This is a genomic window from Enterococcus hulanensis (genome assembly GCF_005405485.1).
GTDB classification, from domain to species: Bacteria; Bacillota; Bacilli; order Lactobacillales; family Enterococcaceae; genus Enterococcus_A; species Enterococcus_A hulanensis.
On the sequence record NZ_BJED01000007.1, the window covers coordinates 206248 to 231930 of the forward strand.

Sequence of the window (25683 nt, forward strand, 5' to 3'; positions counted from 1 at the left end):
TTAAATTATTCTGGTTCATATGTTTGGTTTAGCGTCCACTGTATTTTGATTGCAGCATCATATTTTCCGATTGAAAGATACTTATCACTTTTTAATAGCACTCCCGCGTCATTGCCTAAATGCATTTGACTTGCGAACCCATTTTGAGTAGAAGCTGGTCTGTCCATAACTTTGAGTCCTGTTGAGGGAGCTGATTCCGGGATTGAAGTGCTTTTTCCTGCGCTGTCTTTCCAGATCATATCTACATCAGAAAGCGGGGAAGAGCCAGCTGGTTTATCAATCGAAACTGATACATACCAGTCGTTTGCAGGTGTCTCCCGACTGTCTAATACTTCTAGGTCAAGGTTGTTTCCCTCGTCCCTGTTCATGACACCTTTTGTTTCTCCGATTGTCCTATTTGTCCAATCCAATGTAGTTGGGACCTTAGATAGTTGAACTGAGCCCTGGACATTTAAAACAAACGAAAGCTGATTTGGAGCATTCGTCGAGCCATCCTCTGTGAGCTGTAAAACGAACGTGTTGCTTCCATACTTTATTAGTGAAGTCGGAATCGTCATAGTTTTTTCCTTAGTATCTGTTGTGGCTGCTCCATTATTAAGCGTCCCCTGTTCAATAATTCCGTCTGACTTTAATAACATATAGTTCAATGTCGAATTAGCTGTTCCTCCGCTGTAATAAAATGGCAGAGCATATCCTTCCTCACTGAGTGCGGATCGATCGATTGTTTTTTCCAACGTTGTTAATTCTTCTTTATTCGACCAGGATACTTTCAAAGGGGGACTTATATTTTTAAGCCAGAAATAAGTGGGGCTTCCTGTTAAGTAGTCATACGATCCAGCCGTAGGATTAATCGTTATCAAACTAGCTGAAAATGAATCCTTTATATCGGAAGAAATATCGACTTTGGACTTTATCGTCGATTCAATCTCAACCACGTCCCCTTGTTTCATTTCCTTTGGAATGTATAAACTAAATCTCCCATTGGCATTCGTTGTTGGGATAAAAGAGCCGATACTTTCACCATTCACCTTGACTATGGATTCTTTAAGTGTGCTCATATCAACTTGATCAGGGCTTACCTCTCCTTCGTACAAAAGATAGGGACTTGTATAGTCCAATTGTTTCACTGTCGCTACTGTTTCAAATCGAACAGAATCCCCTTTTTTCGCATATTTCTGTTTACTATCATCCTCTTCACTCACACTTATGTTTTGTCCGGCAGAATCGTAAATTTGATTCTTCGCTTCATAATCTAACGGAACAGGAACATCCGCAAAGACCATTTTTACCGCACCTTCGCTTGCTCCGTTGGCTGCCGTAAATCCCCAGTAAGCTTTAGAATCGTTAGCACTAAGTTTTAATTCAGAGGAAAGATCACTCCAAGGAACACTTGTGGCAATTGTTTGATTACCTGTAACTGGATTTCTTAAATAATACTGGAAAGTTTTAGTAGGGAAATCAAAACTAAAATTAAACTCATACCAAGTTCCATCCTGAACATTTGATCCGATAGATTGGTTCAAATACCTCAAGCCAGAATGAATCGTTTTCGCTGCTCTGCCCGAACCGATCAGGGGAAACCAATCCGTTTCGTCACTAATTACGCCTAAGACGCTTTTAGAGATTGGACCATAGGTTTTATCCCGATTACCAGGAAAAGCATACGCCATGTGAGGGCTAACGTTTTCTCGTGGAAGCTGACTTGGAGTAACATCATAAGAATAAGGAAAACGCTGGTTCCCATTTGTATACATATCAAACTCAACCGTAAATGAGCTGCCGATTGCGTCCGCATTCGGGTATTTTCGAACACCGCCGCTCACAGTAGTGGCGCTGCTGGAACCATAAGCCCCTAAATTTTGCCCATCCTTTCCTTGATCCCTTGCTTTTGTCAGAGCCTGCGTTTTTTGCGGATCATTATGAATAGTAAAGGTAAATCCGTCAGCTTGCGCGGTTCCGAAATTAACATACATCCTGCCTTTAAAGGACTTTGAAAAATCCAAACGATTATTCTCTAATGACCACATAGCTACCCAATTGTTTTTCCCTTGAACGGTTATTTCATGGTACGGCATTCCGTTATTAATCGTTCCACTAGGCATGATCGGCTTAACACTAAAACCTGTTCCGCCAACTGGACTGTCAAATAAACCATTAATCAACTGACCGCCCTCCGGTATTTCTGGACTTCCCTTACCAAGGTCGTCGGCTCTTGGTTTCATTGCTTCGTTTGACGGATTGTCTTGAGGGATTTCGTCAGTCGAGTGGTCACCAGAAGACGAAGTGGTTTGTTCAGTTGATTGTTCTTCGGTGGTCTTACTTGATTGCTCCCTTTGCAAATCATTCGTTTGTGCAACTTCTTCTGTAGAAGGAATCGTGTTGGATGAATCTAGCTGAAATTTTTTTCCATCCTTCAAATACGAAATATACTCCACACAATTTGAAGTGACTTCTTCGTCAAATTTCAGTGTCAGAGCTTTTTGTGCAGCTAGGTCTAATTGATCCATTTCATTTCCCTTATCCGCTAATTTCTCCTTCGCCTCTGCTGTCAAACCGACCTGTATCCTGCTGATCTCATCATCAGCTTTTAGTAATTTAACTACCTGTGATGTAGAGCTCTCCTCTTCCACCATGACTTGGATATCATCATTTCTTAGCTCATACTTAATATTTTCCGCATAAATCGTTTTTTGCGGAAAAATAAAACCAACAGTTGCTACTGAAGCGAAAAAAAAGATTGCTAACAGTTTCCTCACATAAAATCCCCCTTACCTCTGATCATTGACCATTTATTGAAATCATGATTCTTTTTCCCTTTTTAACTCCCTGCCAACCTCAAACAGAATAGAAATAATTTACACGTTTATGATAATTCATTGATTTAACGGGCGGGGACAGATTATTTTATGAAATTCGAAAAAAAAATACCTATCAATCTTTATATTGAGTTGCTTAATCTATTAGGGACCACCCATTAATTACTTATAGCATTTGATTTACTTATGATTTCAACAAAGCCAGATAGACTGACCAATATTAAGACTTTTTTTCAAATATTTTTTACAAATTAATTTTCGAAACTTATTAAATATGATATGTTGGTGAATGTTCTGTGCCATTTGTGTCATATTTTTAACACCTACCTCAAGTGAAAAATCTTTCGACAAATAGATTGATCTTTGACAAGAATAGACTTTAGGAATTTTGAGCTAAAAAATATGAATCAACTTTATAAAGGATTGGAAGCTATGTTAAGGAATAAACTAGAGGAATTTTTAGATGTTTTGTACGAATTTGATACAAAGAAAAAGCTCGTGATATTAAAGATTTTAGAGCAAAATAATTCATGGACATCCCTGAGCGAATTGACACTAGCATCGGGCTATTCAAAAATTACCGTTCTAAAATATTTAACACAAATCAAAAATGAAGCTGAAGACGAGGCTTCATTTTCTCTTCTGACGGATGAACAGAATGGCTGCTATCTGAAAATAAAGGACCCTTTTGATTTTGGACAGTATTATCGCGGGTTGATTTTTGAAATGTGGCCTACCCAATTGATAAATGACCTGATCACAAGTAATTCAATAAATAAAATCCAGTTTATTGCCAAACATTTTATTAGTGAATCTGCTTTTAAAAGTAAAATAAAGCAGATCAAAGTCATCCTATCTTTTTTCAGTTTGAAACTATATGTACACAATGGCATTTATTATTTAAGAGGAAATGAGGCCAATATTCGAAGGCTTGCCACCGAATTCTATTGGGAATTCTTTAAAGGCGCCGCTTGGCCATTTAAGATTGTTGATGAAACTCTCATCATAGAAAAAGTGAATAGTATTGAAGAAAAAGCAGCGATTCCCTTCTCACTAATGGATCGAAGAAAGCTGCATTATCAGCTTGCCATCCAAGAATTACGTTACAAAAAAGGATTTTGCTTTAGCTTAAATTCCCTACTCTCAGATTTTCTTCCTGTCTTAAACGAGCTTCGCTGGGATTTAGAATCGCCGATAAAACTCTTTCCTAGTCGAGAGGAACAATGCTATTTCTATTTTTGGTTATCGACAGAGTCAAAGTATTTTGACTACTTTGATGTATCGCTGAATGCCGAAGCATTTACACTCTTAAAAAAGGCACACTTAATAACAGTTATCACTAAAAGCATCAACTATATGGATAATGAAATATCCTCTCTTTCTACTGAAAAAAAAGAGTTCCTAACGAGTCAACTGCTAAGTACCTATATGAACATCATACTTTTTGAGAATATCCACTCGATTAACGCAAATGAACTAGATTATAACGAGTCTGATACTTTAAAGACCCACCTCGCTGCGTTGATGACTATTATTGATCAAGAAATTAAACTCACGATTGATACAAAAAAGTTTTTATATTACCGATATAGAAATATCTTATTATCAACATACACCCTTTCAATATTTGAAAAAGAACTAATTGTATCTTTTTGTACCGACTTGGAACCTCTGATTGAGAGGAAACTGCTGAACATTTTGAACCTGTACTTTCAGGATATATCTAATGTGACCTTCATCTCTGGAGTGAGATTTGCTGAAAAAAATATCGATTTAGTCGTACATACAGGCTTATCCTCTGAAGAAGTCTTAAAGCATAACGTTCGTCATAGCTTATACCTCGATACTAGATATCTTTATAATCCCAACTTATCAAATCTGCTAAATATACTATCAAAGCAAATAGACCTCATAAGAAACACACACTGATTGATCAGTTCGTTGAGAGTAACGTAAACTTGATTTACTTGAATAATTTAGACAGCCTCCGTAATCGCTATAAAAATACATACAATCAAGTTTCTAACTGTTTCAAATCAGTAAAATAAAAAAGGATCAAAATCACCGGCGTGATTTTGATCCTTTTTTTTTAATTCTATGACTGTTATCTCAGTCTTTTTTTCAATTTAATTAAACACCACAATCAGAAAAATTTGATTGATAATCAGTATGGTCCGCTGCTGGAATCAGTAACGACATGACGATATAGAGAATGATAGGTGCGCCAATGAATGTAAGACTAGCGAACACATAGAGAATACGAGCAACCGTAGGATCAATCCCGAAATACTCCGCAATACCAGCTAACGTCCCTGTAAATACCCGATCATTTTGTGATTTTGTCAACATTTTTTTCATTTTGATTCTTTCCCTTTTCCTAAATTGCTTATTCAAGTTTGATTTAGTAAGAACTCGACAACTTGTTGAACTCCTGCTTTTTCCACTCGCGATGTGTTTTTATCTTATGTCTATATTATGCAAGAGGTTTGAATTTTAGTCATAGGGCCGAAGGTGGATTTTCGTGGTAGTCATTTAGTCTGAGTTTTTCTAAGCCGCTCTTCTTGATTCGAACACTTCTTCATCTAAGCAACTATTCCATAAAAAAGACACCTCCTATTGAGATGTCTTAATCACATATTACTCATATTGCTTTTCAATAAATTGATTCGATTTTATCAACTTTATTTCTTTTTCGGTTCGTCTTCGTCCATTTTCGATGAATTTCCCTGACAATATATCCCTGCTACCGATTTTTTTTCTTTTTGGTCCATTAATTCTACGCCATGATAAGGATCTTTATCCAAATTAGACTTTTTTAATCAGCATCCCATTTGGACTGGAACCGTCGGCTGAAATCATCTGGAAAAATCATGATCTCCGCACATATAAAGAAATGGTGCTTGACCTCCTTGATAATCCTTTGCTATTTCTGCCAATTCGTTTTTATCTGCTCCTGGTGAGGAGATGGTTGCGGCAAAAACGTAGGGAGATAATTCGAGAAATCAAGAGTTGTCCTTCCCCATGCTTGACTGATATTATCAATTATCGCCAAGTTTCAGCTACTTCATTCCAATGTGGAAAATTTGTCCCATCTCCTACATATCGACTTTATTTTACAAATCTTAGCCGTTTTTCTATGAGGATTTTGGTCAGCCGCTGAACATTCCTCCGCGATTGATTTATTCTTCAAATCGATAGCACCATTACTACAAAAATAGGACCTTAAAAAAGGCCCCATTCGTTAAAAACTGTTCGTTTATTTTCCGCTGTTCAGCTGTGCCTTCAGCATTTGCTGAATCCTAACTAATTCTTCTGAGGAAAGGCGCTGATATGAAATTTCGTCCTGCATGAACCCTTCTCCTTTAGCCTGTTCAGATTCTATTTTATTAAAGGCCCCGCGGTATTTTCTAGTCAAGAGTTTCAAATCACTGAAATGAACATCGGTCTTGATATTGCTGCCTAAGCTCGTTAAAATTTCTTGATAGCTGGTTAGACCTTTAAAGCTGATCGCATTCTTCAGTATCCCCGCAATCAGTTGGCGTTGGCGTGCTTGTCTACCATAATCCCCTTCTGGATCATCGTAACGCATGCGAACATATTTTAGCGCGTTGCTTCCATCTAATTTTTGAGAGCCTTTGGGAAATTCTGTTTCTTCATATGTAAATGCAAAAGAGTTGGATACCTCAACTTCTCCAACAGCATCAACAAGTGATTCGATTCCCTGCATATTGATCGTCACATAATAATTGATAGGAATATCTAATAGCTTTTCAACCGTAGCAACCGTCATAGGTGTACCTCCAAAGGCATACGCATGATTGATTTTATCCATCGTTCCGTGTCCTACAATCTCAGCATACGTATCTCGGGGCAAACTGACCAATACTGTTTTTTTTGTTTTGGGGTTCACAGTGGCTACCATGATTGTATCAGAACGACCTTGCTCCGAACGCCCCAATGCTCCGGTATCAACACCGAGTAATAAAACACTAAAAGGCTCCTGCTGTTTTAAATCAATATCTTTTAGTCGCTGTGCTCTTGCAATCGGCTCGAAGGCATTTTCAGTGGTGCTCTTTACATCGTAAAATACCTTAGCAGCGACAGCTGTGAGCAAAAGAATCAAGACCAATAAGATGCTTAACAGAACGATCAGGATTTTTTTCAGCTGCTTTTTTCGATTAGGATCTCTTCTCCGCTTCGTTCCCATTTATTCACTCCATCGCTTTTTTCAGTTTCTTTTGCCCTTCTGGATCGGCATTAAAGGCCTGTGCTAGAATATCGGCGATCCGTTCGCTTGCATGACCATCTCCATAAGGATTCACCGCTGAAGCCATTTCTTGATAGTCCTCTGTCGATTCCAACAACTTCTTGGCCTCTTGAAAAACGATTTCCTTTTTGGTTCCCACTAATTTTAGTGTTCCTGCTTGGATACCTTCCGGACGTTCTGTTGTATCACGCAGAACCAATACAGGAACGCCTAATGATGGGGCCTCTTCCTGAACACCGCCGGAATCCGTTAGTATCAAGTCACAGTGCTGAACGAAGTTATGGAAATCAAAAAGATCTAACGGTTCGATCAGCTGAATATTGTCTAAGCCCCCAAACTCCCTTTCAGCCAACTGGCGAACGACTGGATTTTTGTGCATTGGAAAAATTATTTCAACGTCCTTTTTAGTCTTTGCTAACTGGGTCAGTGCTTGAAAGACTTCTATCATCGGCTCACCAAGATTTTCTCTGCGGTGCATTGTCACCAACAGTTTTCTTTTGTCATTATTCAACAAGTTGGGGTGTGAGTAATCCTTGTCGATGGTATAGCTCATTGCGTCAATGGCGGTATTTCCTGTCACAAAGATATGTTCCTTTGAGTGATTTTCCTTCAATAAATTATCAGAGCTTGCCTGCGTCGGTGCAAAGTGAAGATCAGATAGGGCATCGACCAATTGACGATTCATCTCCTCTGGAAAAGGTGAATACTTCTGCCAGGTACGTAGACCTGCTTCAACATGACCGATAGAAATCTGCTGATAATAGGCGGATAAGGCTGCCGCCAATGTCGTCGTTGTATCGCCATGAACTAAAACGATATCTGGCCTGTGATCCTCAAGTATGGGTGTGAGCAGCTTGATGATACGAATCGTCATATCGCTCAGAGCTTGCTTGTCTTTCATGATATTCAAATCAAAATCTGGTGTGATTTCAAAAAAGTCCAATACTTGATCCAGCATGTCTCGGTGCTGGCCAGTTACTACTACCGTTGACTGAAAGCGCGCATCCTTTTCTAAGACTTTGATGACTGGAGCCATTTTTATCGCTTCTGGCCTAGTACCAAAAATCGACATTACTTTTATTGACATATGTATCTCCCTTTTATTCAATAATTTTTTCCCTACGACAAAGAATCTTGAAAGAGATTCTGGTCCTCTCCTTCAAGATTTTCTGTACTTCAAACATAAAACAAGCGAATTGAAGAGCTAATTAATAAAAAGATTGATTGTTTTTGCGAAATATCGAACAATGAAAAAATTCATTATTTTAGATTCCAAGTTTTAAGAGGTTTATCTGCTGGTGCGTATTCCAATTTAGTTGGTTTTTCTCCCGACCCAATCAGATAATATAATTTACCCTTAGACGCTTTTTCTGGTGCTAGTACACCGCCAAAGGCTTCCATCTCTTCAGTTACGTTGTATGTCTTATCTTTTTTATCTGTCACCAAGCGAAAATCAATCGCTCCCATTCCTTTGTCCTGGGTACCAATATTCTTATACTCAACAGTAAAGGTAATCAACTGCATAGGCTTTTTCGCTTGATTTACAGATTCACTGCTGGATACTTCGGTGAGTTTCATTTCCATTCCATCTGCAGTGAAAGGCGCATTCAATCCATCTTTTACTTCAACCTTGGCAACCGAAACACTCGTTTCTCCGCTGCTGCTGGTTCCTTTGTCATTTCCAGCCGCACATCCAGTTAAGAGAAAACAAGCTGCGATAACACTTAATAATAATTTTTTCATTCAAAATCTCCGTTCGCTAGTTCACTAGAACTGTTTTTCTATCTAATTCTTTGCCGTCAGGTCCATATGCCACTAGGTAGGCAGTGTCGCTTTTTTTGATAGCATTTCCTACATAGTAAGTGAATGAACCATTTTTAAAGGTACCGCCAATTGAAACAAGTCCATCGTTTACATAAAGGCGAGCCTGTGTCACATCGCCTGAATAAACGCCTGAGATTTCAACCGCACCAACTGTATACGTATTTGGTGAAATACTGCCGCTATAAGAAGAGCTTGTGAAAGAAACTTTCACATTTTCCTGCAATAACAAATCATTGGTCCCGTAAGCATTCATAGTTACATTGTCACCATCCTTGATACTGCTGCCAACATAATAAGTGAAACGACCATCTTTAAAGGTACCGCCCCAAGAGATGACGTTACCATTTATTGATAGACGAGCTTTACGTACATCGCCAGTGTAGGTGCCGGTGATTTCTCCATTACCAATTGTGTAACTGTCGGGAGTAATCGTTCCTTTTTGTACAGGTGCTTGCTTGATGTTAACGATATTGTTTTGCGTCAGTAGGGTGTTGTTCTGATCGTAACCGTTGATTAACACACTGTCGCCAGCTTTGATTTTTGAAGAGCCTACCCAGTAGGTGAAGCGTCCGTTAGTGAAGGTTCCGCCTAAAGAAAGGACTGTTCCATTGACAATCACTTTTGCTTTCTTCACGTCTCCCGTGTAAGTTCCAGTAATTTCTTCGTTTCCAATCGTGTAAACATCTGCTACCATTGATCCAGCTGTTGTTGCTTCAACTTGAACAACTTTGCTGTCTAATTCCTTGTCATCTGCGCTGAAGGCAACTAAACGTACATTAGCTCCTTTAGCAATCACATTTTGACCAACATAATAAGTGAACGTACCATTTTTAAAGGTTCCACCTTGTGAAATTAAATTATTATTGACATACAATTTAGCTTTCTTCACATCGCCAGTATAGGTTCCGGTGATTTCTACAGCACCGACTTTGAATACATTTGGAGTAATAGTTCCTTTAGCTTCTGGTGCAGCAACAATAGTAACTTTGTTGTTTTGACTTAATACATCACCGTCTACATCATAACCGTTGATTAGAACACTATCGCCTTGTTTAATAGCATTTTTACCAACCCAGTAACTGAATTCACCATCTCTGAACGTTCCACCTAAAGCAAGAACCTTTCCGTTGACGATAACTTTTGCCTGCTTCACATCTCCAGTGAATGTTCCACGAATATATTCTTCGCCGATTGTATAATCATAGGCAGTGATCGTACCGTTATAATTAGATATTACTTTAACTGTTTTCTCATCTAATTTATTCTTGTTTTCGTCGTAAGCGACCAAAACAACTTTAGAGTTTTTCTTGATTAGTCCAGTCGTTACTTCATAGGAGAAGCGACCATCTTTGAAGGTTCCACCTTCAGATACCAAATGATCATCAACATAAAACTCTAGATAAGAAATATCCCCTTCATACTTACCTGTGATCAGTCCCTGTCCAACTGTATAATCATCTGGTGTGATTTCATGGATGCTTTCTTTGACAACAACTTCAATATCTTTCGTTGCGATCCCTCTGTGAGAGTCTTCAACTGAATAAGTAATGAAGTATTTACCAGGAACACTGGTGTTTACCGTGTTTGACTTAACCACAATTTTTGAAGTTAAATCGCCGTCTTCTTCATCATGAGCAGTTACTCCTTCTAAAGGATTAAACGGCGTGCCCTTTTCAATCACTTTATTTTCAGCGTGAATAACCGGCAACGTGTTTTCTGCTACAGTTACTTCGATCGTTTTAGTTGCTGTCAATCCATGGCTATCAGTGATTTTGTAGGTTACAGGGTAGGTCCCCTCCACGTTTGAACGGACTTGATTGTCAATAATGACAACATTTTTAGTGATATCGCCATCTTCTTTATCGATCGCCGATACCCCTTTCATCGCAAATGCGCCAGTAAAATCATCACCTAGTACGATTTTGCGGTTTTCCGCAGTCAATACCGGCTTTTCCGTTCCATAGGCTGGATCAATCTTCGCATATTCCAAGAAGCCGCTAGATTCTTTTCCGCCGCCGACTGTCCAGTCAATGATATTATTATCTTGAGTCAAACCTGTGTTAAAGTGATATTTACCATCTAATGAACCTGGAATACGGATTTCTGTGTCTGTTACAAATCCGCCTAGATCAATATTTACTGAACAATAAACACGTGGTAAAAGACCGACTATCGTCGTAATATTCGGATTTTGAATAACCAGCGAACAATTCTCTGGATCTACTCTGATATCTGTTGATTTGTAGGTATAAGATTTAATTGGAATACCTAAGTTGTAGGCCTTCATCTCACCTGATAAATAAGTGATAAAACGCGGATCTTCCAATAACGGCTTAAATTCATTTGGCAATTTGACCTGATAATAGGTTTTATCAGCAATACCTAAATTCGCTAATTGGGTAATGTTTAAGTCAACAGTCAAAATACCTTCTGTTTTTTGATTGTTGATCACTAATTCTTTACCTGTTGACGTTTTTAAGCCAATTTTACCCCAAGCGATCAGCCCAATATCCATTGGTTTAATAAGATCATTTGTCTCCTGCTTCTTTGTGTCTTCAGCATCTTCGTTTTCAGCAGACGCTTCAGTCATAGGTATTTCCTTTGTTTCTGTTGTTTCCTGTACAGGTTCGTCACTAGTTTCTGGTGCTGCTTCTGGCAGATCGCTCTTTACCAAACTGTCTGCCAATTCTGGTGCTACCTCTTCTGTTTCTATATTTTTTTCTGCTGCTAAAGCTGCAACAGGCAGCAGGCCTGTGTTCAGCAACATCAAGCTGCTGGCACCGATTGTTAATAATTTCTTTTTCTTCACTAATTTTACCCCTTTCTTTTTTCCCTTTTTTGAATCAAACACACGCTACATTCTTCCATCACCTCCCTAATATTTGTTGTATTTATAGTTTCCTGTACTCTTAGATTTTGCTCCGTTGTAAACAAAGCCCACCAGATGAGCATTTGACCGCTTAAGCAGGTTTTTGCATTTTATTAGATTGTTTCGTTTTGTATGGTTTTCACGAACTACTAAAATAACGCCATCAACCTTCGAAGAGAATATCTGAGCATCTGTCACTACAAGCAACGGCGGGGAATCAATAATGACAAAATCGTACTGTTCCTCCAGTCGTTCTAAAATTTCATTTAAACGGTTGGAATTTAACAGCTCCGATGGATTTGGCGGTATCGGTCCAGCCGGAAGAAAATCCAAATTTTTCACTTGTGTACTTTGGATCGCTTCCTCCAGCATACTCCGGCTGTTGCTTAATAAAGAGCTTAGTCCCTTAGCACGGGTAGAAAAGGAATTGAAATATTTTCCTGCTGTCGCGCGCCGAAGATCGCCATCAACCAGCAACACTTTTTTATTGGTTTCAGACATAACAACTGCTAAGTTAGAAGCCAACGTAGTTTTTCCTTCCTCTTGCTCTGTTGATGTCACTAACAGCAGCTTTAATGGCTGTCCAGAGGATGCGGCAAACTGAATACTCGTTCGAACATTGCGGTACTGTTCGGTAATAGGTGAAAATCGATTTTCGATCGAAATTAATCGTGTTTCTCTTTCTTTCATATGATGACGCTCCTAAGTTTAGACTCTTTTTCTTTGTCTTCTAGACACACTCAAAGACTCCTCCGACAAATTTCTCTTCAGAAGATCCTTATCCTTTGCGGACATTTTCATGTCTACACTGGTCATATAAGGGATAATCCCCAATGCATTGGTTTCAAAAACTTCATAGACCGTTTGTTCTGATTTGATCGTCTGATCAAAGCTTGCCAGCACCAAAACAAATAGAAAGCCGGCCAACACACCAATAAATAGACTTAGGACTAGATTTAATTTATGGTTAGGCGATATTGGCGCCCGACTAGCAGTCGCTTCTGAAGTAATCGAAATTTCTCCAGGAATTTGACTTTCTGCTAAGGCTTCTTGAAATATTTGCGAAGTTGTATTGGCTATATGAGCTGAGAGTCTCGGTCGATCGCTAACAGCGCAGATCGAAAAAAAAAGTGATTCTTGCTGCTGTTCGAGTGTAATAGATTCTCTTAACTGACTAATCGTCATATGTTGATTTTCTTCTGTCTGCAATTTTTCTTGTACTCGACCCAAGACCAAATCACTTAACACCAGTTCCTTATATGTCTTTACCAATTGCAGATTGGCAGTAATTTCATTAGAAAGATTTTCTTCAGTCGATTTCGTTGCCGCGATCATCTGTGTTTGCGAACTGTACTGCGGTGTGATCCAGAAAAAAGAAAGATAGCCGCCTAGCAGTAGCCCGCTGATACTAAAAAGAATAATGGTCAACAGCTTTTCCTTAATAGTGCGCACAAAAAAGGAGAAATTTAATTTTTCATCCATAATGACTAGTTGCCTCCGATAGTTTATATATACTGGTTTAATAAGCCCCATCTCGTGTAATGATGACCAAAAACGTTTTAAGCATGATCTGTATATCCAGAAGAAAACTTCCTTTAGTTAAGTAGCTGAGATCTAGTTGGATCATTTCTTCAAAATGGAGATTATTCCGCCCATTCACCTGCCACAAACCAGTACATCCAGGCTTAACAAGTAATCTTAGACGATGATAATCTGAGTATTGCTCCACTTCACGAGGCAATGCTGGTCTGGGCCCGACAATCGACATATCCCCTTTCAATACATTCACCAGCTGCGGAAACTCATCAATGCTAAATTTCCGCAAAAAATGACCGATTCGAGTAATACGCGGATCATATTTCATTTTGAACATGGGTCCTTGAATCTCATTTTTTTCCATCAAGTCTGCCAACTGCTCTTCAGCTCCAACAAACATTGTCCGAAATTTATATAAAACAAAATAGTTTCCATTCAGACCAACACGTGTTTGACTAAAAAAGACTGGGCCTTTAGGATCTTCCAGTTTTATCAGCAGTGCGACAAAACCAAATGGGATCGCCAAAACAACTAATCCCAAAAGACTTACGACGATGTCAATGACTCGTTTTGTTTTCCTTCCAAAAAAAATGGAGGTAGCTAGATTTTGTTGTTCAGTTAATTCAAAATCATTAATGGACGAATTATTTTCATAAATGTTATTCATCATTTCACTTCCAAAAAATCGAAAAAATTCGATATATTTTTTGATTACTAAACTCTTTTTTTAGAATAATTACAACTAACAAGCTAATAATAGAACAGAAGTTGCACCTTGAAACATCAAATAAGTGATGGTTTTTAACATTTTATGTCATAAAATCATGTTTTCTGTTAATCCAAACGGCAAAGCAATGCTCATTCCATTCGATTTTTGTTCGATTCTTGAAATTTTAAGCTATTTTTTCAAAGTACATTCTCAGCTACATCAAAAATTTGATGTCCTTCGCTTTTTTTAAACTCGGCTTCCGCTTTGATTAAATGGTAGAATTCATCTGATATCTGATAGCCTCTTCCCCATGCCGTATCGATTGGACTAAAATCCATTCCGCTTTTTTCTACTTTTTCTTTGATGTTTCGAACACAACTGGACAACGCGGACATTTTTGAATCCGTTATCCCTTCTTCACGCCAAATTTTCTTGCACAATTCCTGCCGTGACAGATACTGCCCTCTGTTTTCGTACAGACACATCAGCATGATTCTTTCCCGTTTAGAGAAACCAAAATTGTAAAAGCGGTAGTCTACCTCATTAGTCCTTCTTTTCCTGTTGCTGAAGGTTCTGACCTTCAGATGTTCGGTCTGTTTTTGTTCAATAGCTTGACAAAGCTCGCGAATCTCCTCTAAGGAAGCATTTCCTTTGATCCTCTGGTCAATGATGTATTCTGTCCGCTCTTCTTCATAGCCCTTAGTAAACTCACTTTCATATTTTCTGACGATTGACGGAACATATTCACGAATACATGGAATTATTTCAAAAATCTCCTGATAAGAAACAGTCTCACTTAAAATAACCGCGTCAAAACAAGAAAGTAGCTGCCCCATCTCCTGATCCATCGAAAAACACTCATCTAGTAAGCGCGTGCTGCAAAACACTTCATTATTTATTTGCTGAAGCTTGCTTTGAAAGCTCGTCTCAGCCAATATATTTTTCGTTAAAATTAATAGTTTCATGTTCGATCTCCTTTACCAATTTCATTTAATCGTTTAATACTCTCAACAAATTCATCATAAAATCTTTGCTTTGAATGCCTGTTTCTTCCTTTTAAAGCCTCTTTACTCAGCCGATCGCGGAACGCGTCATCATGAATCAATTGCTCTAATCCCTCAGCAAAACGCGGAACAAACTGCTGATCATACTCGATTAATAACGCGCTTTTTTCACTGATGTATTCTGGAATCCCGCCAATTTTAGTAGCAATGACAGGGATTCCCATCGCTTGTGCTTCAACAGCCGAAAGGCAGCAGGTTTCGTGAAATATTGATGGAACAGCACAGATATCAGCTGCCTTCAGGTAGAAAGGAATCTGACTTTTTTCAATATAGCCAGTAAAAGTCACTTCGATTGGAAGCTGCTCTGCCTGCGCCATTACCTTCTTGAAATAGGAATCCTTTTGGACGGAGCTGTAGGTAGTTCCCCCTAATACCAATACCTTGACGTTTTGTACCGATTCAATTTGACTTAATGCATCAAACAACAGATGTACCCCTTTGGTCTCCGTCACTCGGCCTGAAAAAACAATCACACAATCCGTCTCTTTGTAATGAAATAGCGAACGGATTTTCTGCCTCTCAGCAGGAGCTGCCGGCTGATATTCCTCTAATGCGATCCCATTATTTACACGATAAAGAGCGGGCCATTCCTTTGAGTAGCTAATCTCCTGTACTTTCTCGTTAAGAAAATCACATACCGATAAAATCCCATCCAGCTCATGAAGAATAGTTGCACCCTTCATTGTTCGATAATTGAGATAATCATTGTGCAAATAAACAGCTAACTTCCCTGAAAAAAAGCGGCGGATAAGTGGAATTCGCTCTGGAAAATTCAAATCAATCAAGCAATCCACGGAATTCCTTTGCAGATAGTGTTTGGCCGCGATCATTAGCTCTGGATAAGGGATGATATTCTTTCTTTTACCTGTAACGATTTGTCTTACCTTGTTCCAGCATCTTTGAATAAACCAGCGAAATGGCCGGTCTTTTGTTTTCACAGCAACTACTTGCGTATGCCTATGTGTTTGATTGAATGCTGGAATGGTCTCATCATCTTTAGATACCACGATCAGCTCCAACAGTTTCTGCTGTTCATTTTCTTCAATTAAAGTGTCGAGCAGAGTTTCTATCGCACCGCCTTTTACCGCCGGCACAGGTAATTTTCCATAAGTTAGCAGTAACACTCGTGTCCTCTTCATTTGAATTTCTCCTGCACTAAGAGATAGATAAAATAGACATTCTCAAAAATATAGCGCTTATAAAGTCGTTGCGGCTCCTTCATAAATCGATGCAGCCACTCCAATCCATTGCGCTGCATCCAAGCAGGAGCCCTTGATATCTCGCCGGCTAGTACATCAAAACTCCCACCAACACCCATAATTAAGTTGGCGTTCAATTCTTTTTTATACTTATTTACAAATGCCTCCTTATAAGGTGAAGTCATTCCAATGAACAGCATTTGTGGTTGACAGTCGGCAATTTCCTTTACTACCTCCTGTTCATCCTTGAAATAGCCATGCTGTGCACCAGCGATCTTCAGCTTGGGGTACTGCTGCTTCAATACTTCCAGCAACTTATTAAGGATTGCCTCTTTCGTACCGAGAAAATATACCGTCAATTCTAGTTCTTCCGCCTCCTTTAGCAGTGCCATCATTGTGTCGATTCCAGTAACCCGATCAATGTCTTTCTTTTTGAGCCATCTACAGGCTCGAACCACTGAGTAGCCGTCCGCACTTACCATGTCAGCTTGTTGGATGATTTTTTTGATTTCAGCATCACGATGACTTAAAACGACCTTATTGGAATTGACTCCTACGTGCTCTATTACTTCATTTCGCTGGATTCGCTCAATCATCTCTTCCACCGTTTCTTCCAAGCTGCCCTCATCAATCAGCAAATCAAATAGTTCAATTTTATTCATTGCGTCCCCTCCTTCTTATTGGATTGCTCTGAAACAAATCAATGGAAATGATACACACGATCACTAAAATCTGACTGCCGATCCAAGGCAACTTTGAGAAGTTCAGCCATTGATTAAGAACGATCTGTAAAACCAACAGACCGAACTGAATCCCCATTTTTCTGGCAGATAGATAATTTTCCATTAAGCGATTGGTCTCTTTTTTTCGTAAATAAAAGATGATAAAAAAACCCAAACCAGATGCTATTGAGGCACCATTGATCCCCACCAGTGGAATCAAGATAAGGCTACCTACGAGACTGACAGCAGCTCCGACTAGCGAAGTCGTCAAAACGCCTTTTGTTTTCTTCACCACGATATAAGCTGTTCCTAAAAAGCCCGAAACACAGGAAAAGAAATTGCTTATCAGCAGCAGTGGAATGTAAGCTTTGGCAAAATAAAACTCCTTTGACAGCAATGCAGAAGCTATCGGATCTAGAAATAATAGAATCAAGCACGAGAAAACCAACAGCAGCGTACAATAATGATTGAAGACATTTTGATAGAAGCTCCCCGCATTTTTTTTGCGATAGTTTTCAACCGCAGAAAGCTGCCAAGCCTGCAAGAAGATAGAGCCGATTACTGATAACAAGCTAGGGACCTTACTGGCAGCAGCATACATACCATTGCTTGCTACTCCCAGAAAAAAAGTCATAATAAAGCGGCTGGATGTTGTAAGAATCCACCACATAGCCGAATTGGGAATCAAGGGCAGGCTGTAAGTGATCAACTGCTTCTTTTGCAACTGATCCAAATCCTTTTTTTTGATAAATAAATTCTTCCAAGAGATGTTGAAGGATAAGAATACTAAGGAAAAGCTATTCGCCAATACCAAAGACAAAAAGTAAGCATCGAGCTTGTTAACCATTTGACGAAAGAAAAATAGTCCAAAAAGCATTGTCAGCAACGATAATAGAATGCCGTTTGATGCATAGATTCTCAGCTTGCCAATCGCTTTGAGGTACTGCATAAAAATCAATTGAAAGGATTGGATCGTTAATAAAAGAAAGCTAAGCAAACCAATATACGAAGAGATCATCACCGGCAGTCCACATAGAAAGACCCCTCCGAGCAAAAACCCAGTCAGACCAAGCCCGACAAAGTTGATACTGATCGCCGTGCGCAGCCAGTCCAATTTTTCTGAATTACTTTTGCTGTCCAAAACAAAGCGCAAAACGCCCTCAGAAACACTCAAGCTGACAATCGGCAGCATCAAATTGATCGTATTGATCAGTAGATCCGCGGTCCCATACTCACTTTTGCTCAAATAGTAGGTATAAAACCCAACCAAAAAAAACGTAATCAACTTGCTGCCAAAACTGCCAATCGCAAAAATCAACGAATCACTGAATAATTTCTTATATTGATTCATATTTCTACCAAATTTTGGCGAATCTCAGCCATAATTTGATGATTAATCGCAAAGCCTGTTCGCATTTTTTCTTTCCGCTGCCTCATTTTAATTAGCTCCCGCTCATTGTCCGTCAGCTTTTCGGCGATTTTCTTTGATAACAGCTCTCTATTTTCATTCAGGTCTTCAATTGCTAACACGTCCTCCTCCATTTCAAGGTTTTTGAACATTTCTACCACTTTTTGCTGCCAAGACAAGCCAATAATTGGAACAAATTGCGAAACCGCGACTATCATTGAATGCATTCGGGTTCCGATTACCAAGTTCAGCGATTGATATAAGTCTAATAAGTCTTCCCGATCCTTAACGAGGACTACCTTTACCTCTGCTGATTTCTGGAAATCAGAGTAAAGTGTTTCGATTGTTTCGTAATCCTGCACCTCAGAGGAAAATAGAACAATCTCTTTTTTCATCTGAGCTAAGCGTTGGATCAACACCTTCATCTCCTCCAAATAGTCTAGGTAATCCTTCCGTGAGCAGCCGGTAATTCGATAGTCAATGACACAAATCCCGATGCGTTCCTGCAGTGCTCTTTGTGCTTTTAATTGCTCAAATGGCAGTGATTCTGGCAATAGAAACACCGGATCAACAGAAGCATAAGCTGCTGGGTGTTGAGTATTTTCCAAGTATCTTAATGACCGTTCATCACGAAAAGTGACATATTCACATTTCTTTAAGGTATTGACTGCCGCATTCTTTTGTTTCTCCGTGCAAAACGGACCAATTCCAATAGAGCTGACAAAGACTGGGACCTGATGTTTATTAGCTAAAGAAACCACTTGATCAAAGCGTTGAGCGGATAAGGTGGCTGACGATAAATCAAAAATTGCATTTCCTCCACCGATTACTAAAATATCCGTTTGGGCCAACGTCTCCTCAAAATGTTGAATATCTGCCGTGTCATACATTTTCCTTCGCGATCTTAGCCACTTTCCCCTACTGACAAGGTTTCTTACCAATGGCAACTGGCGAAAGTATTTATAGTAAATTTCATGGGTTTTTGATCGACGAACCAGATTTTTATTTATCTTAATTTTTGATTCTTCAATTAGTTTGTAACTATATTTCCTTGTTTCAATTCCGACTAACAGCTGCTCTGATAACGTCGCGGCTATCAATCGATCACCAATATTCGAGCTGTCAATGAAACTAACTAGTGTAGCTTTCACTCATATTCCTCTACTTTCGTGTTCTTTATATTTCATAAAAATTTACAATTCCGAGCGCTTCTATTTCGATCAAATGTTGTGCCACTTCAGGTGTCCTTAGGAATTTTCTTTCATGTAAATAAGACCACCCGAAGCTACAGGATGTACTGAGCATAAAACTCATGATGAATATCCCCAAGATGATTTTAGGAACACTAGGTGTCCTTACCGTGTCAACGGATTGTGCAGCAAGTAAAAATACATTTCTAGGCAAACGACTATTTTCGACTATCTGAGGATAATGCTCACTTAAGCTCACAGCTATTTTTTTACTTTGTTCTGGACTGCGGGTTGTAATAGAGACTGTAAAAATTTGTGAATTAATATTGCTTGAAACCTTCATGCTAGCTAGTAACGCCTGCTTGCTTTTCTGCGGGTTATCTTTTTGTATCACCTGCAACATAGGCTCGCTTTTCACCATTTCCTTATAGGTTTCTACCAGCTTGATATTGCTAGAGATCACTTGATTCTCGATTTCAAGTCTGTCCTCATCCCCATTGTCTTCAACAGTATGCTCCGTTGCCGGTAATAAAAAGGACACCTGATTTGTATATTCAAACCCCTTCATAAAGAACATGCCTCCACAGCCTATTCCAATAAAACAGAAGGTCAGTACTAAAATCACTTTTTTTTGCAGCCACAGAAAATGCATGAAGTCCTTAAATGAATACATGAATAACTCCTCTCCTAATCAGATAATGATTCATATACGCATTCCCAATTTTGCAGATAAGCTTCCATAGAGTAGTGGTCTCTGATCATTATCTGGGCATTGGCAGAAAATCGTTTACGCTTCTCCTGACTAGAGAAAAAGGCTATGATCGCCTGCTCCATTTGATCGATATCTCCCGGCGCGACCAGAAAACCATTCTCTTGGTTTTTTATTACCTGACTAATCCCCCCGACATTCGTTGCTAAATTTGGAATGCCGCAGCCCATCGTTTCCAGGATTGCCATCGGAATCCCCTCATGATACGAAGGAAGAAGATGCAATCCACAGTCCTTCAACAATTCCGCTTGATTCGTGGTCCAACCATGCAGCTCGACGTTTTCACAATTAAGCAGATTCATTTGTTCAACGATTTTCGGTGTCGTTTCATCTGTATCGCCGTAAAGATGAAATCGCACATTCGGCATTTTTGTTTGTATTCGCTTAGCAAGAGCTAAAATATCGTGGCTTCCTTTTCGTTCACAAATTCGCCCAAAGGTTAAAACATTGGTCGAGTTAAGCTGATAGCTATTATTCGAATGGACAGAAACAGCATTATTTATCACGATGACCTTTGTTGTCGTCAGTGTTTGATAATAGTCTCTCCAGTCATCACCCAAAGCGACCAATAGATCAACTCGGTTCAAGGTGTTGCGAATCAAACGTTTTTTCTTTTCAGACGCTTCTTTATAGAAATGGTCAAAATTCGGAGCATGCATATGAAAAATAATTTTCGTTCCTTTTTTCACTGCCTTCACCAGTATTGCTTTACGATAAAAACTCGCATCTTGTGAAACGTGAAAGTGAACAATCGATATTTTTTTAGTATGTGACGCTACAAACAGCTGCCGAAACGATCGTAAAGCATAGAAGAGCTTGTGCTTCTCATTCCATGAAAATAGATAACGAATCTGCCATTTTTGATTTTTGGGAAAATAATTAATAAAATTTTTTACGACCGTTGAAATTCCACCTTTACCTGTACTTTCCGGTCCTACCATGATTATTTTTTTCATATTTGCTCCTTTTTAATCACTTGGATGAACATGCACATAAAACCAAATACTGTCGCTGACAGTGCTGAAAAAAAGACATGTCCGACCAAAAAACTGTAAATAACCGAAAAAATTAATAAGAATACGCAAAACTTACTACTACCTTGATAAACTGCTACTCTTAGAAAATGAACGACCACCGCCACAAGGATGATTGTTCCAATAATTCCATAGGAGAAAAACATGTCAAAAAAATCCATTTCGATCAGACCGCCCTTCCTGCCATACCAGTTCCAACGATTCTCAAAGCCTGAACCAAACCAAAAAATCAATTGATTTTCCGGCACTTGAGAAAAATTTGCAGCTGCATCTCGTAAATAAACATTCCTAGAACTCAACAACAGTCTCGGCCAATCATCCTGATAAAGCGTTCGAAAGTATGTAAAGCGTGCAATAACACTAGATAAAGACGTTAATAGGAACTCTTTTCCCCTCATCAAAAGAAGTAGTAGCAGTCCTAACAAAAATTCAAAAACGAAAAATTGCTCATACAATGAATCGCTGCGATAACGAAAAAGAAAATAGCCGATTAAATAGAAGGTATAGAGAATGCCTGTTAATAAGCCGGACTTTGTTCCTAAAATCAGCAGACAATACATATTAAGAAAATAAAGAATTAATAAAAGACTTGCTGGTATTACCGGTTTATTTTGCTGGATCAGAAACCAGCCCACAAAAAAAAGCATAATTAAAAAAGCATAGGCGATATCATTAGTAGCAAAGTAAAAACCTTTGAAGCCAGCTGCATCATCATAGGTGTTATTTCCCAGGCCCAAAACATAAGGGACGGCTAAACCGCCGATCAAAAAAACATCCAATACAATAGTCAGTTTTGATAGCCCCTTTACTGATAAAGCTATTTCGAATTGCTTCGCAAAAAAGGGAATCAGTAGGCATAAGGAAAAACGAATAACATAAGACATTTCTTCCACCAGCAGATTAAAGCCTGTCTCGAAAAATAGGGCCTGAAAAATACAAATGATCGTTAATGAAAAAAGTGTAATAAGAAGTAATACATAATCATCTGTTTGCTTCATTCCTTTCACCAAAACACCGTAAAGAATATAGGCTATGAAAAAAATTCTATACGCTGTTCCCAATGGAATATTACTGCCGTATGATATGAAAACCCCGTTGAAAATATCCACGATAGGAAAAATCATTATCAACAGCAAAAAAATATGAAGCCTTATCCGATCGCTCAATAAATCTCTCCTTTTCTTTAGAATTAAGTAAAATTTGCAATGCATAAAATTAAATATAATTAATGTTAATCTAGTCGATATTTATTCAAACATCTGTTTTTGTTAATTTTTAATCAAAATTTGATTGGTTGACTTTTGAATAAGAGTATAAAATGATAAATGTAAGTTAATAAAACGGAATATTAACATCGCGAAAGTCTATTTGTTTATTCGACGAAACATTTCTTACTGTTTGTTTAACTAAATTAATTTAAAAATAAATCATTGAAAGGAGTAATTTACAGGAAGATGTTTCTAATCAATCAAGTTGCGGATCTATTTGACAAGGAAACGTTCACAAAAATAAAAATTATTTGTCTGTTAAAGGAATGTAAAACGTGGCTATCAATTGATGAGCTGTCACTGCAGCTAGAAAGTAATCAAAGAACTATTTTGAAGTACCTTACATTTATTGAAGAAGACATCGATTCGTTCATTTCCAACAATGAAATTGTATTGAAGAATCACAATAAGAAAGGATATTTTTTGCATTATGATTTTGAACCGGCTTTAGAGGATTTGATTTTCCGAATGATCGAGGGGACTATTAACTATCAATTGATAATGAAAATCTTTTTCTCAAAAATGCCTTCAATCATCCAATTTTCACATAAGCATTATGTCAGTGAGTCTTCTCTATGGCGCATGATCAATAAATTTCGAAAAAAATTAATGCCTAAGGGAATAACGATTGAACGTCGTTCTTTAGAATTGGTGGGGAATGAAACACATATTCGTAATCTCAGCTTTCTCCTGCTATTGACTTCATTTAGCAGAGGCAGCTGGCCTTATGGAGGGACTACAAGATTAATCACCGAAAAAATTATTGACCGTGTTATTAACTTTTTCCATTTATGTTTATCGGAGTTTGAATACAAGAAACTTTTTTGCATGATTGCGGTGTGCATTGAAAGAGCAAAAAGAGGAAAGCATGTTCAGCTAACAAAGGAGCAGCGAGAAAATATCGAAAAAAATGAGCTGTTCGATCGCTTTTTTCATGAACTGAGGGATATTTTGCCCAAAGAGCTCCAGCAGCAAAATGAAATAGGCTTTCTATTTTTATATGTTTTTACAATAGACGAAGTGTTTAATAATACTTACATACGAAAAGATTTTATCGAATTTCATTATGAGCGGAACACACAACTGTTCCAGTCGGTCGAAATCTTCAAAAAACTCTGGTTTGATGAACAGAAGTTTTTCATTTCAAAAGAAGACCTTAAAACAGTGGATAAAAGTCTCTACAGTGCTCATCTGCATTGTCAGTTATTCCATAATAAAGAGCCTTCTGATTATCATTCACAGGAACCTTGTTTATATTCCAGTGAATCTATCTCTCCTCACTTAAGAAATCGAGCAAGCGAGTTAATTTCTTTGCTATACAAAAAAACCGGTTTTCCACTCTTTCGAGACAGCAGCTATTTATTATCCGTTTATCCTTTATTGTTTGAAACAATCACGCCTCTTCAAAAAGTGGAGGAGCCTTTGCAGATTTTCTTAGCATCAGACTTGTCAAATTTGGAGGAGCAGCGTCTGATCAACATGATTAAAAATGAATTTTTAGGGCGTTTTAAAATGGAAATTTACACTCACCATGATTGCCTGGGTGAAATTAATTCACTCGATCTGCTGCTTTCAACAAGAAAAACAATTTTAGTCGATCAGCCCGCTATTCCCAATATCGTGATTCCTCGAAAACCCACAAAACTAGATTTTTGCACGCTAGAGGCGAAATTAAACGAACTTTTTATGATAAAAAACCAGCAAAAAAGGCAGGTATCTTTTTGAAGGATACCTGCCTTTTCACTTATCTGAAGAAAGAATGTCGTTTTACCTTTTGAAAAGCCGGACGCTTTACTGGATATCCATTCAGCAGATCTTTGGTCATCTGCTCCAGCTCTCTCACTAATTCACTCCCAAAATCCCTTTCAATTTCTTGATAAGCTTCCTTTAAATAAAAGCCTCGCTGCTGAATACTATGAGCATCGGAGGCAACCATGTAAACCAACCGATTACTCAACATTGTCCTAGCTACCTTTTGAATTTTCCGACCAAAAAAGCCAATAACACTTGGCGCAGTTAATTGAGTTAAGACTCCCATTTCCAGATACGGTACTAGTCGGTTCGGGTCTTTTGAGAACACGTCATTACGTTCAGGATGGACTATCACAGGTGTATGCCCCTGTTCAATTAGCTGATAAAAAAGCTGATCCGTATAGGCCGGAACCTCTGCTGCTGGAAACTCGATCAGCAGGTATTGGTTATTCAGATCTGTAAATAGAATATCTTGATGCCGAATATCTTCAAGCAATTCACCAGTCAAACGAACCTCCTGACCTTCAAAAAGAGTCAATTCTATCCCTCTTTGATCGAATTCCTGCTGCAAATTTTTTACAGCGGCGATCACATTGACAGCTGGATTATCGTAACGGCCATTCTTATGATGCGGGGTACATAAAATGTGTGTAATCCCCTGTTGCACAGCTACATGACCCATAGCGATACTCTCTTCAAGATTTTTAGGACCATCATCCACCCCTGGAAGAATATGACAATGTAAATCTATCACGCATATCACTCCAAACTAATTAATATCTCTGAAAAGCTCTTTGAATAAGATCAAATAGTCAAGCACCCCCTATGGCTCCACTGTTTCATATCCAATCTATCGTTTGATTTTAACAGATATTCCTTTCAATGCCCTATCAAAATTCGCTTATTTTTCGAAAAAAAAATGTTGTTATAAAGATGCCAATACCCAATACGTACGGATTAGTCATCCGTACGTGACCATCAGAATGTCTTATCCGTTAACTATAAATAATCTGCAAACACCCCGTGGTTATCACTAATAATTAATGGGGTTAAGTTAAATAAAAAAATATTGCGTTGATGTAACTTGAGAAAAAAATATAATGGTGAGCTCATCAATTGGGTTCTTTCTGAAGTTTTGGTATAAAATCTCAGAGAAGCTCTTTTTTAATTTGAAATATTGGGTTTGTCAACTAAACTGTGGAAGTTAATTAATTAAGTTTTCTAGTAAATAGCCTCTCACAGTATTTTTAAGCAAC

The 25683-nt window shown here is 38.4% G+C and carries 20 protein-coding genes; 2 read left to right on the forward strand and 18 right to left on the reverse strand.

What is annotated here, in order from left to right; translation table 11 throughout:
• Positions 1-5: 5 nt before the first annotated feature.
• Positions 6-2756 (reverse strand): L-type lectin family protein, encoded by a 2751-nt coding sequence (locus FFR60_RS09870; protein WP_137664016.1) that lies wholly within the window; start codon positions 2754-2756, stop codon positions 6-8.
• Positions 2757-3218: 462 nt separating this feature from the next.
• On the opposite strand from FFR60_RS09870, the gene FFR60_RS09875 reads away from it, so the two are divergent.
• A complete protein-coding gene (locus tag FFR60_RS09875) occupies positions 3219-4745 on the forward strand; it encodes a helix-turn-helix domain-containing protein (protein WP_137664017.1) in 1527 nt (508 codons plus the stop codon).
• A gap of 201 nt (positions 4746-4946) precedes the next feature.
• On the opposite strand, the gene FFR60_RS09880 is transcribed toward FFR60_RS09875, so the two are convergent.
• The 16 genes from FFR60_RS09880 to FFR60_RS09955 form a co-directional block, all read right to left on the reverse strand.
• Positions 4947-5174, reverse strand: coding sequence for a PspC domain-containing protein (locus tag FFR60_RS09880; protein ID WP_137664018.1), 228 nt, complete (start codon positions 5172-5174; stop codon positions 4947-4949).
• 898 nt (positions 5175-6072) lie between these two features.
• A complete protein-coding gene (locus FFR60_RS09885; RefSeq protein ID WP_137664019.1) occupies positions 6073-7023 on the reverse strand; it encodes an LCP family glycopolymer transferase in 951 nt (316 codons plus the stop codon).
• A gap of 4 nt (positions 7024-7027) precedes the next feature.
• A complete protein-coding gene (wecB, locus tag FFR60_RS09890) occupies positions 7028-8170 on the reverse strand; it encodes a non-hydrolyzing UDP-N-acetylglucosamine 2-epimerase (protein WP_137664020.1) in 1143 nt (380 codons plus the stop codon).
• A 173-nt stretch (positions 8171-8343) separates the two neighbouring features.
• Positions 8344-8826 (reverse strand): DUF4352 domain-containing protein, encoded by a 483-nt coding sequence (locus FFR60_RS09895; RefSeq protein WP_137664021.1) that lies wholly within the window; start codon positions 8824-8826, stop codon positions 8344-8346.
• A gap of 16 nt (positions 8827-8842) precedes the next feature.
• Positions 8843-11716, reverse strand: coding sequence for an immunoglobulin-like domain-containing protein (locus tag FFR60_RS09900; RefSeq protein ID WP_137664022.1), 2874 nt, complete (start codon positions 11714-11716; stop codon positions 8843-8845).
• 66 nt (positions 11717-11782) lie between these two features.
• Entirely contained in the window at positions 11783-12466 is a 684-nt protein-coding gene (locus FFR60_RS09905) for a CpsD/CapB family tyrosine-protein kinase (RefSeq protein ID WP_137664023.1), read from the reverse strand.
• An 18-nt stretch (positions 12467-12484) separates the two neighbouring features.
• Complete coding sequence (locus FFR60_RS09910; protein ID WP_137664024.1) at positions 12485-13258, reverse strand: YveK family protein; 774 nt, start codon at positions 13256-13258, stop codon at positions 12485-12487.
• Between the two features lie 37 nt (positions 13259-13295).
• Positions 13296-13982 (reverse strand): sugar transferase, encoded by a 687-nt coding sequence (locus FFR60_RS09915; protein WP_137664025.1) that lies wholly within the window; start codon positions 13980-13982, stop codon positions 13296-13298.
• A gap of 236 nt (positions 13983-14218) precedes the next feature.
• The gene (locus tag FFR60_RS09920) at positions 14219-14986 is read right to left on the reverse strand and encodes a winged helix-turn-helix domain-containing protein (protein WP_137664026.1); all 768 of its coding nucleotides are present in this window, start codon (positions 14984-14986) and stop codon (positions 14219-14221) included.
• On the reverse strand, positions 14983-16224 hold the full coding sequence (locus tag FFR60_RS09925; RefSeq protein ID WP_137664027.1) for a glycosyltransferase family 4 protein: 1242 nt from the start codon (positions 16222-16224) through the stop codon (positions 14983-14985). Before FFR60_RS09925 ends, FFR60_RS09920 begins: the two co-directional genes overlap by 4 nt.
• Positions 16221-16946 carry a WecB/TagA/CpsF family glycosyltransferase gene (locus FFR60_RS09930; protein WP_137664028.1) on the reverse strand — a complete coding sequence of 242 codons (726 nt, stop codon included), beginning with the start codon at positions 16944-16946 and terminating at the stop codon, positions 16221-16223. Before FFR60_RS09930 ends, FFR60_RS09925 begins: the two co-directional genes overlap by 4 nt.
• Positions 16939-18357: a lipopolysaccharide biosynthesis protein gene (locus tag FFR60_RS09935; RefSeq protein WP_137664029.1), complete on the reverse strand. Its 1419-nt coding sequence runs from the start codon at positions 18355-18357 to the stop codon at positions 16939-16941. The genes FFR60_RS09930 and FFR60_RS09935 overlap by 8 nt, the downstream gene beginning before the upstream one ends.
• Positions 18354-19565 (reverse strand): polysaccharide pyruvyl transferase family protein, encoded by a 1212-nt coding sequence (locus tag FFR60_RS09940; RefSeq protein ID WP_137664030.1) that lies wholly within the window; start codon positions 19563-19565, stop codon positions 18354-18356. The genes FFR60_RS09935 and FFR60_RS09940 overlap by 4 nt, the downstream gene beginning before the upstream one ends.
• Positions 19566-19590: 25 nt before the next feature.
• A complete protein-coding gene (locus FFR60_RS09945; RefSeq protein ID WP_137664031.1) occupies positions 19591-20277 on the reverse strand; it encodes a YveK family protein in 687 nt (228 codons plus the stop codon).
• A 14-nt stretch (positions 20278-20291) separates the two neighbouring features.
• Complete coding sequence (locus FFR60_RS09950) at positions 20292-21329, reverse strand: glycosyltransferase family 4 protein (protein WP_137664032.1); 1038 nt, start codon at positions 21327-21329, stop codon at positions 20292-20294.
• Positions 21326-22405 carry an O-antigen ligase family protein gene (locus FFR60_RS09955; protein WP_371853179.1) on the reverse strand — a complete coding sequence of 360 codons (1080 nt, stop codon included), beginning with the start codon at positions 22403-22405 and terminating at the stop codon, positions 21326-21328. Before FFR60_RS09955 ends, FFR60_RS09950 begins: the two co-directional genes overlap by 4 nt.
• Before the next feature lie 456 nt (positions 22406-22861).
• Between FFR60_RS09955 and FFR60_RS09960 the strand changes: the two genes are divergently transcribed.
• Complete coding sequence (locus FFR60_RS09960) at positions 22862-24400, forward strand: AcpB/EbpR/MafR family transcriptional regulator (RefSeq protein WP_137664034.1); 1539 nt, start codon at positions 22862-22864, stop codon at positions 24398-24400.
• 19 nt (positions 24401-24419) lie between these two features.
• On the opposite strand, the gene FFR60_RS09965 is transcribed toward FFR60_RS09960, so the two are convergent.
• Entirely contained in the window at positions 24420-25181 is a 762-nt protein-coding gene (locus FFR60_RS09965; RefSeq protein WP_137664035.1) for a tyrosine-protein phosphatase, read from the reverse strand.
• Between the last annotated feature and the right edge of the window lie 502 nt (positions 25182-25683).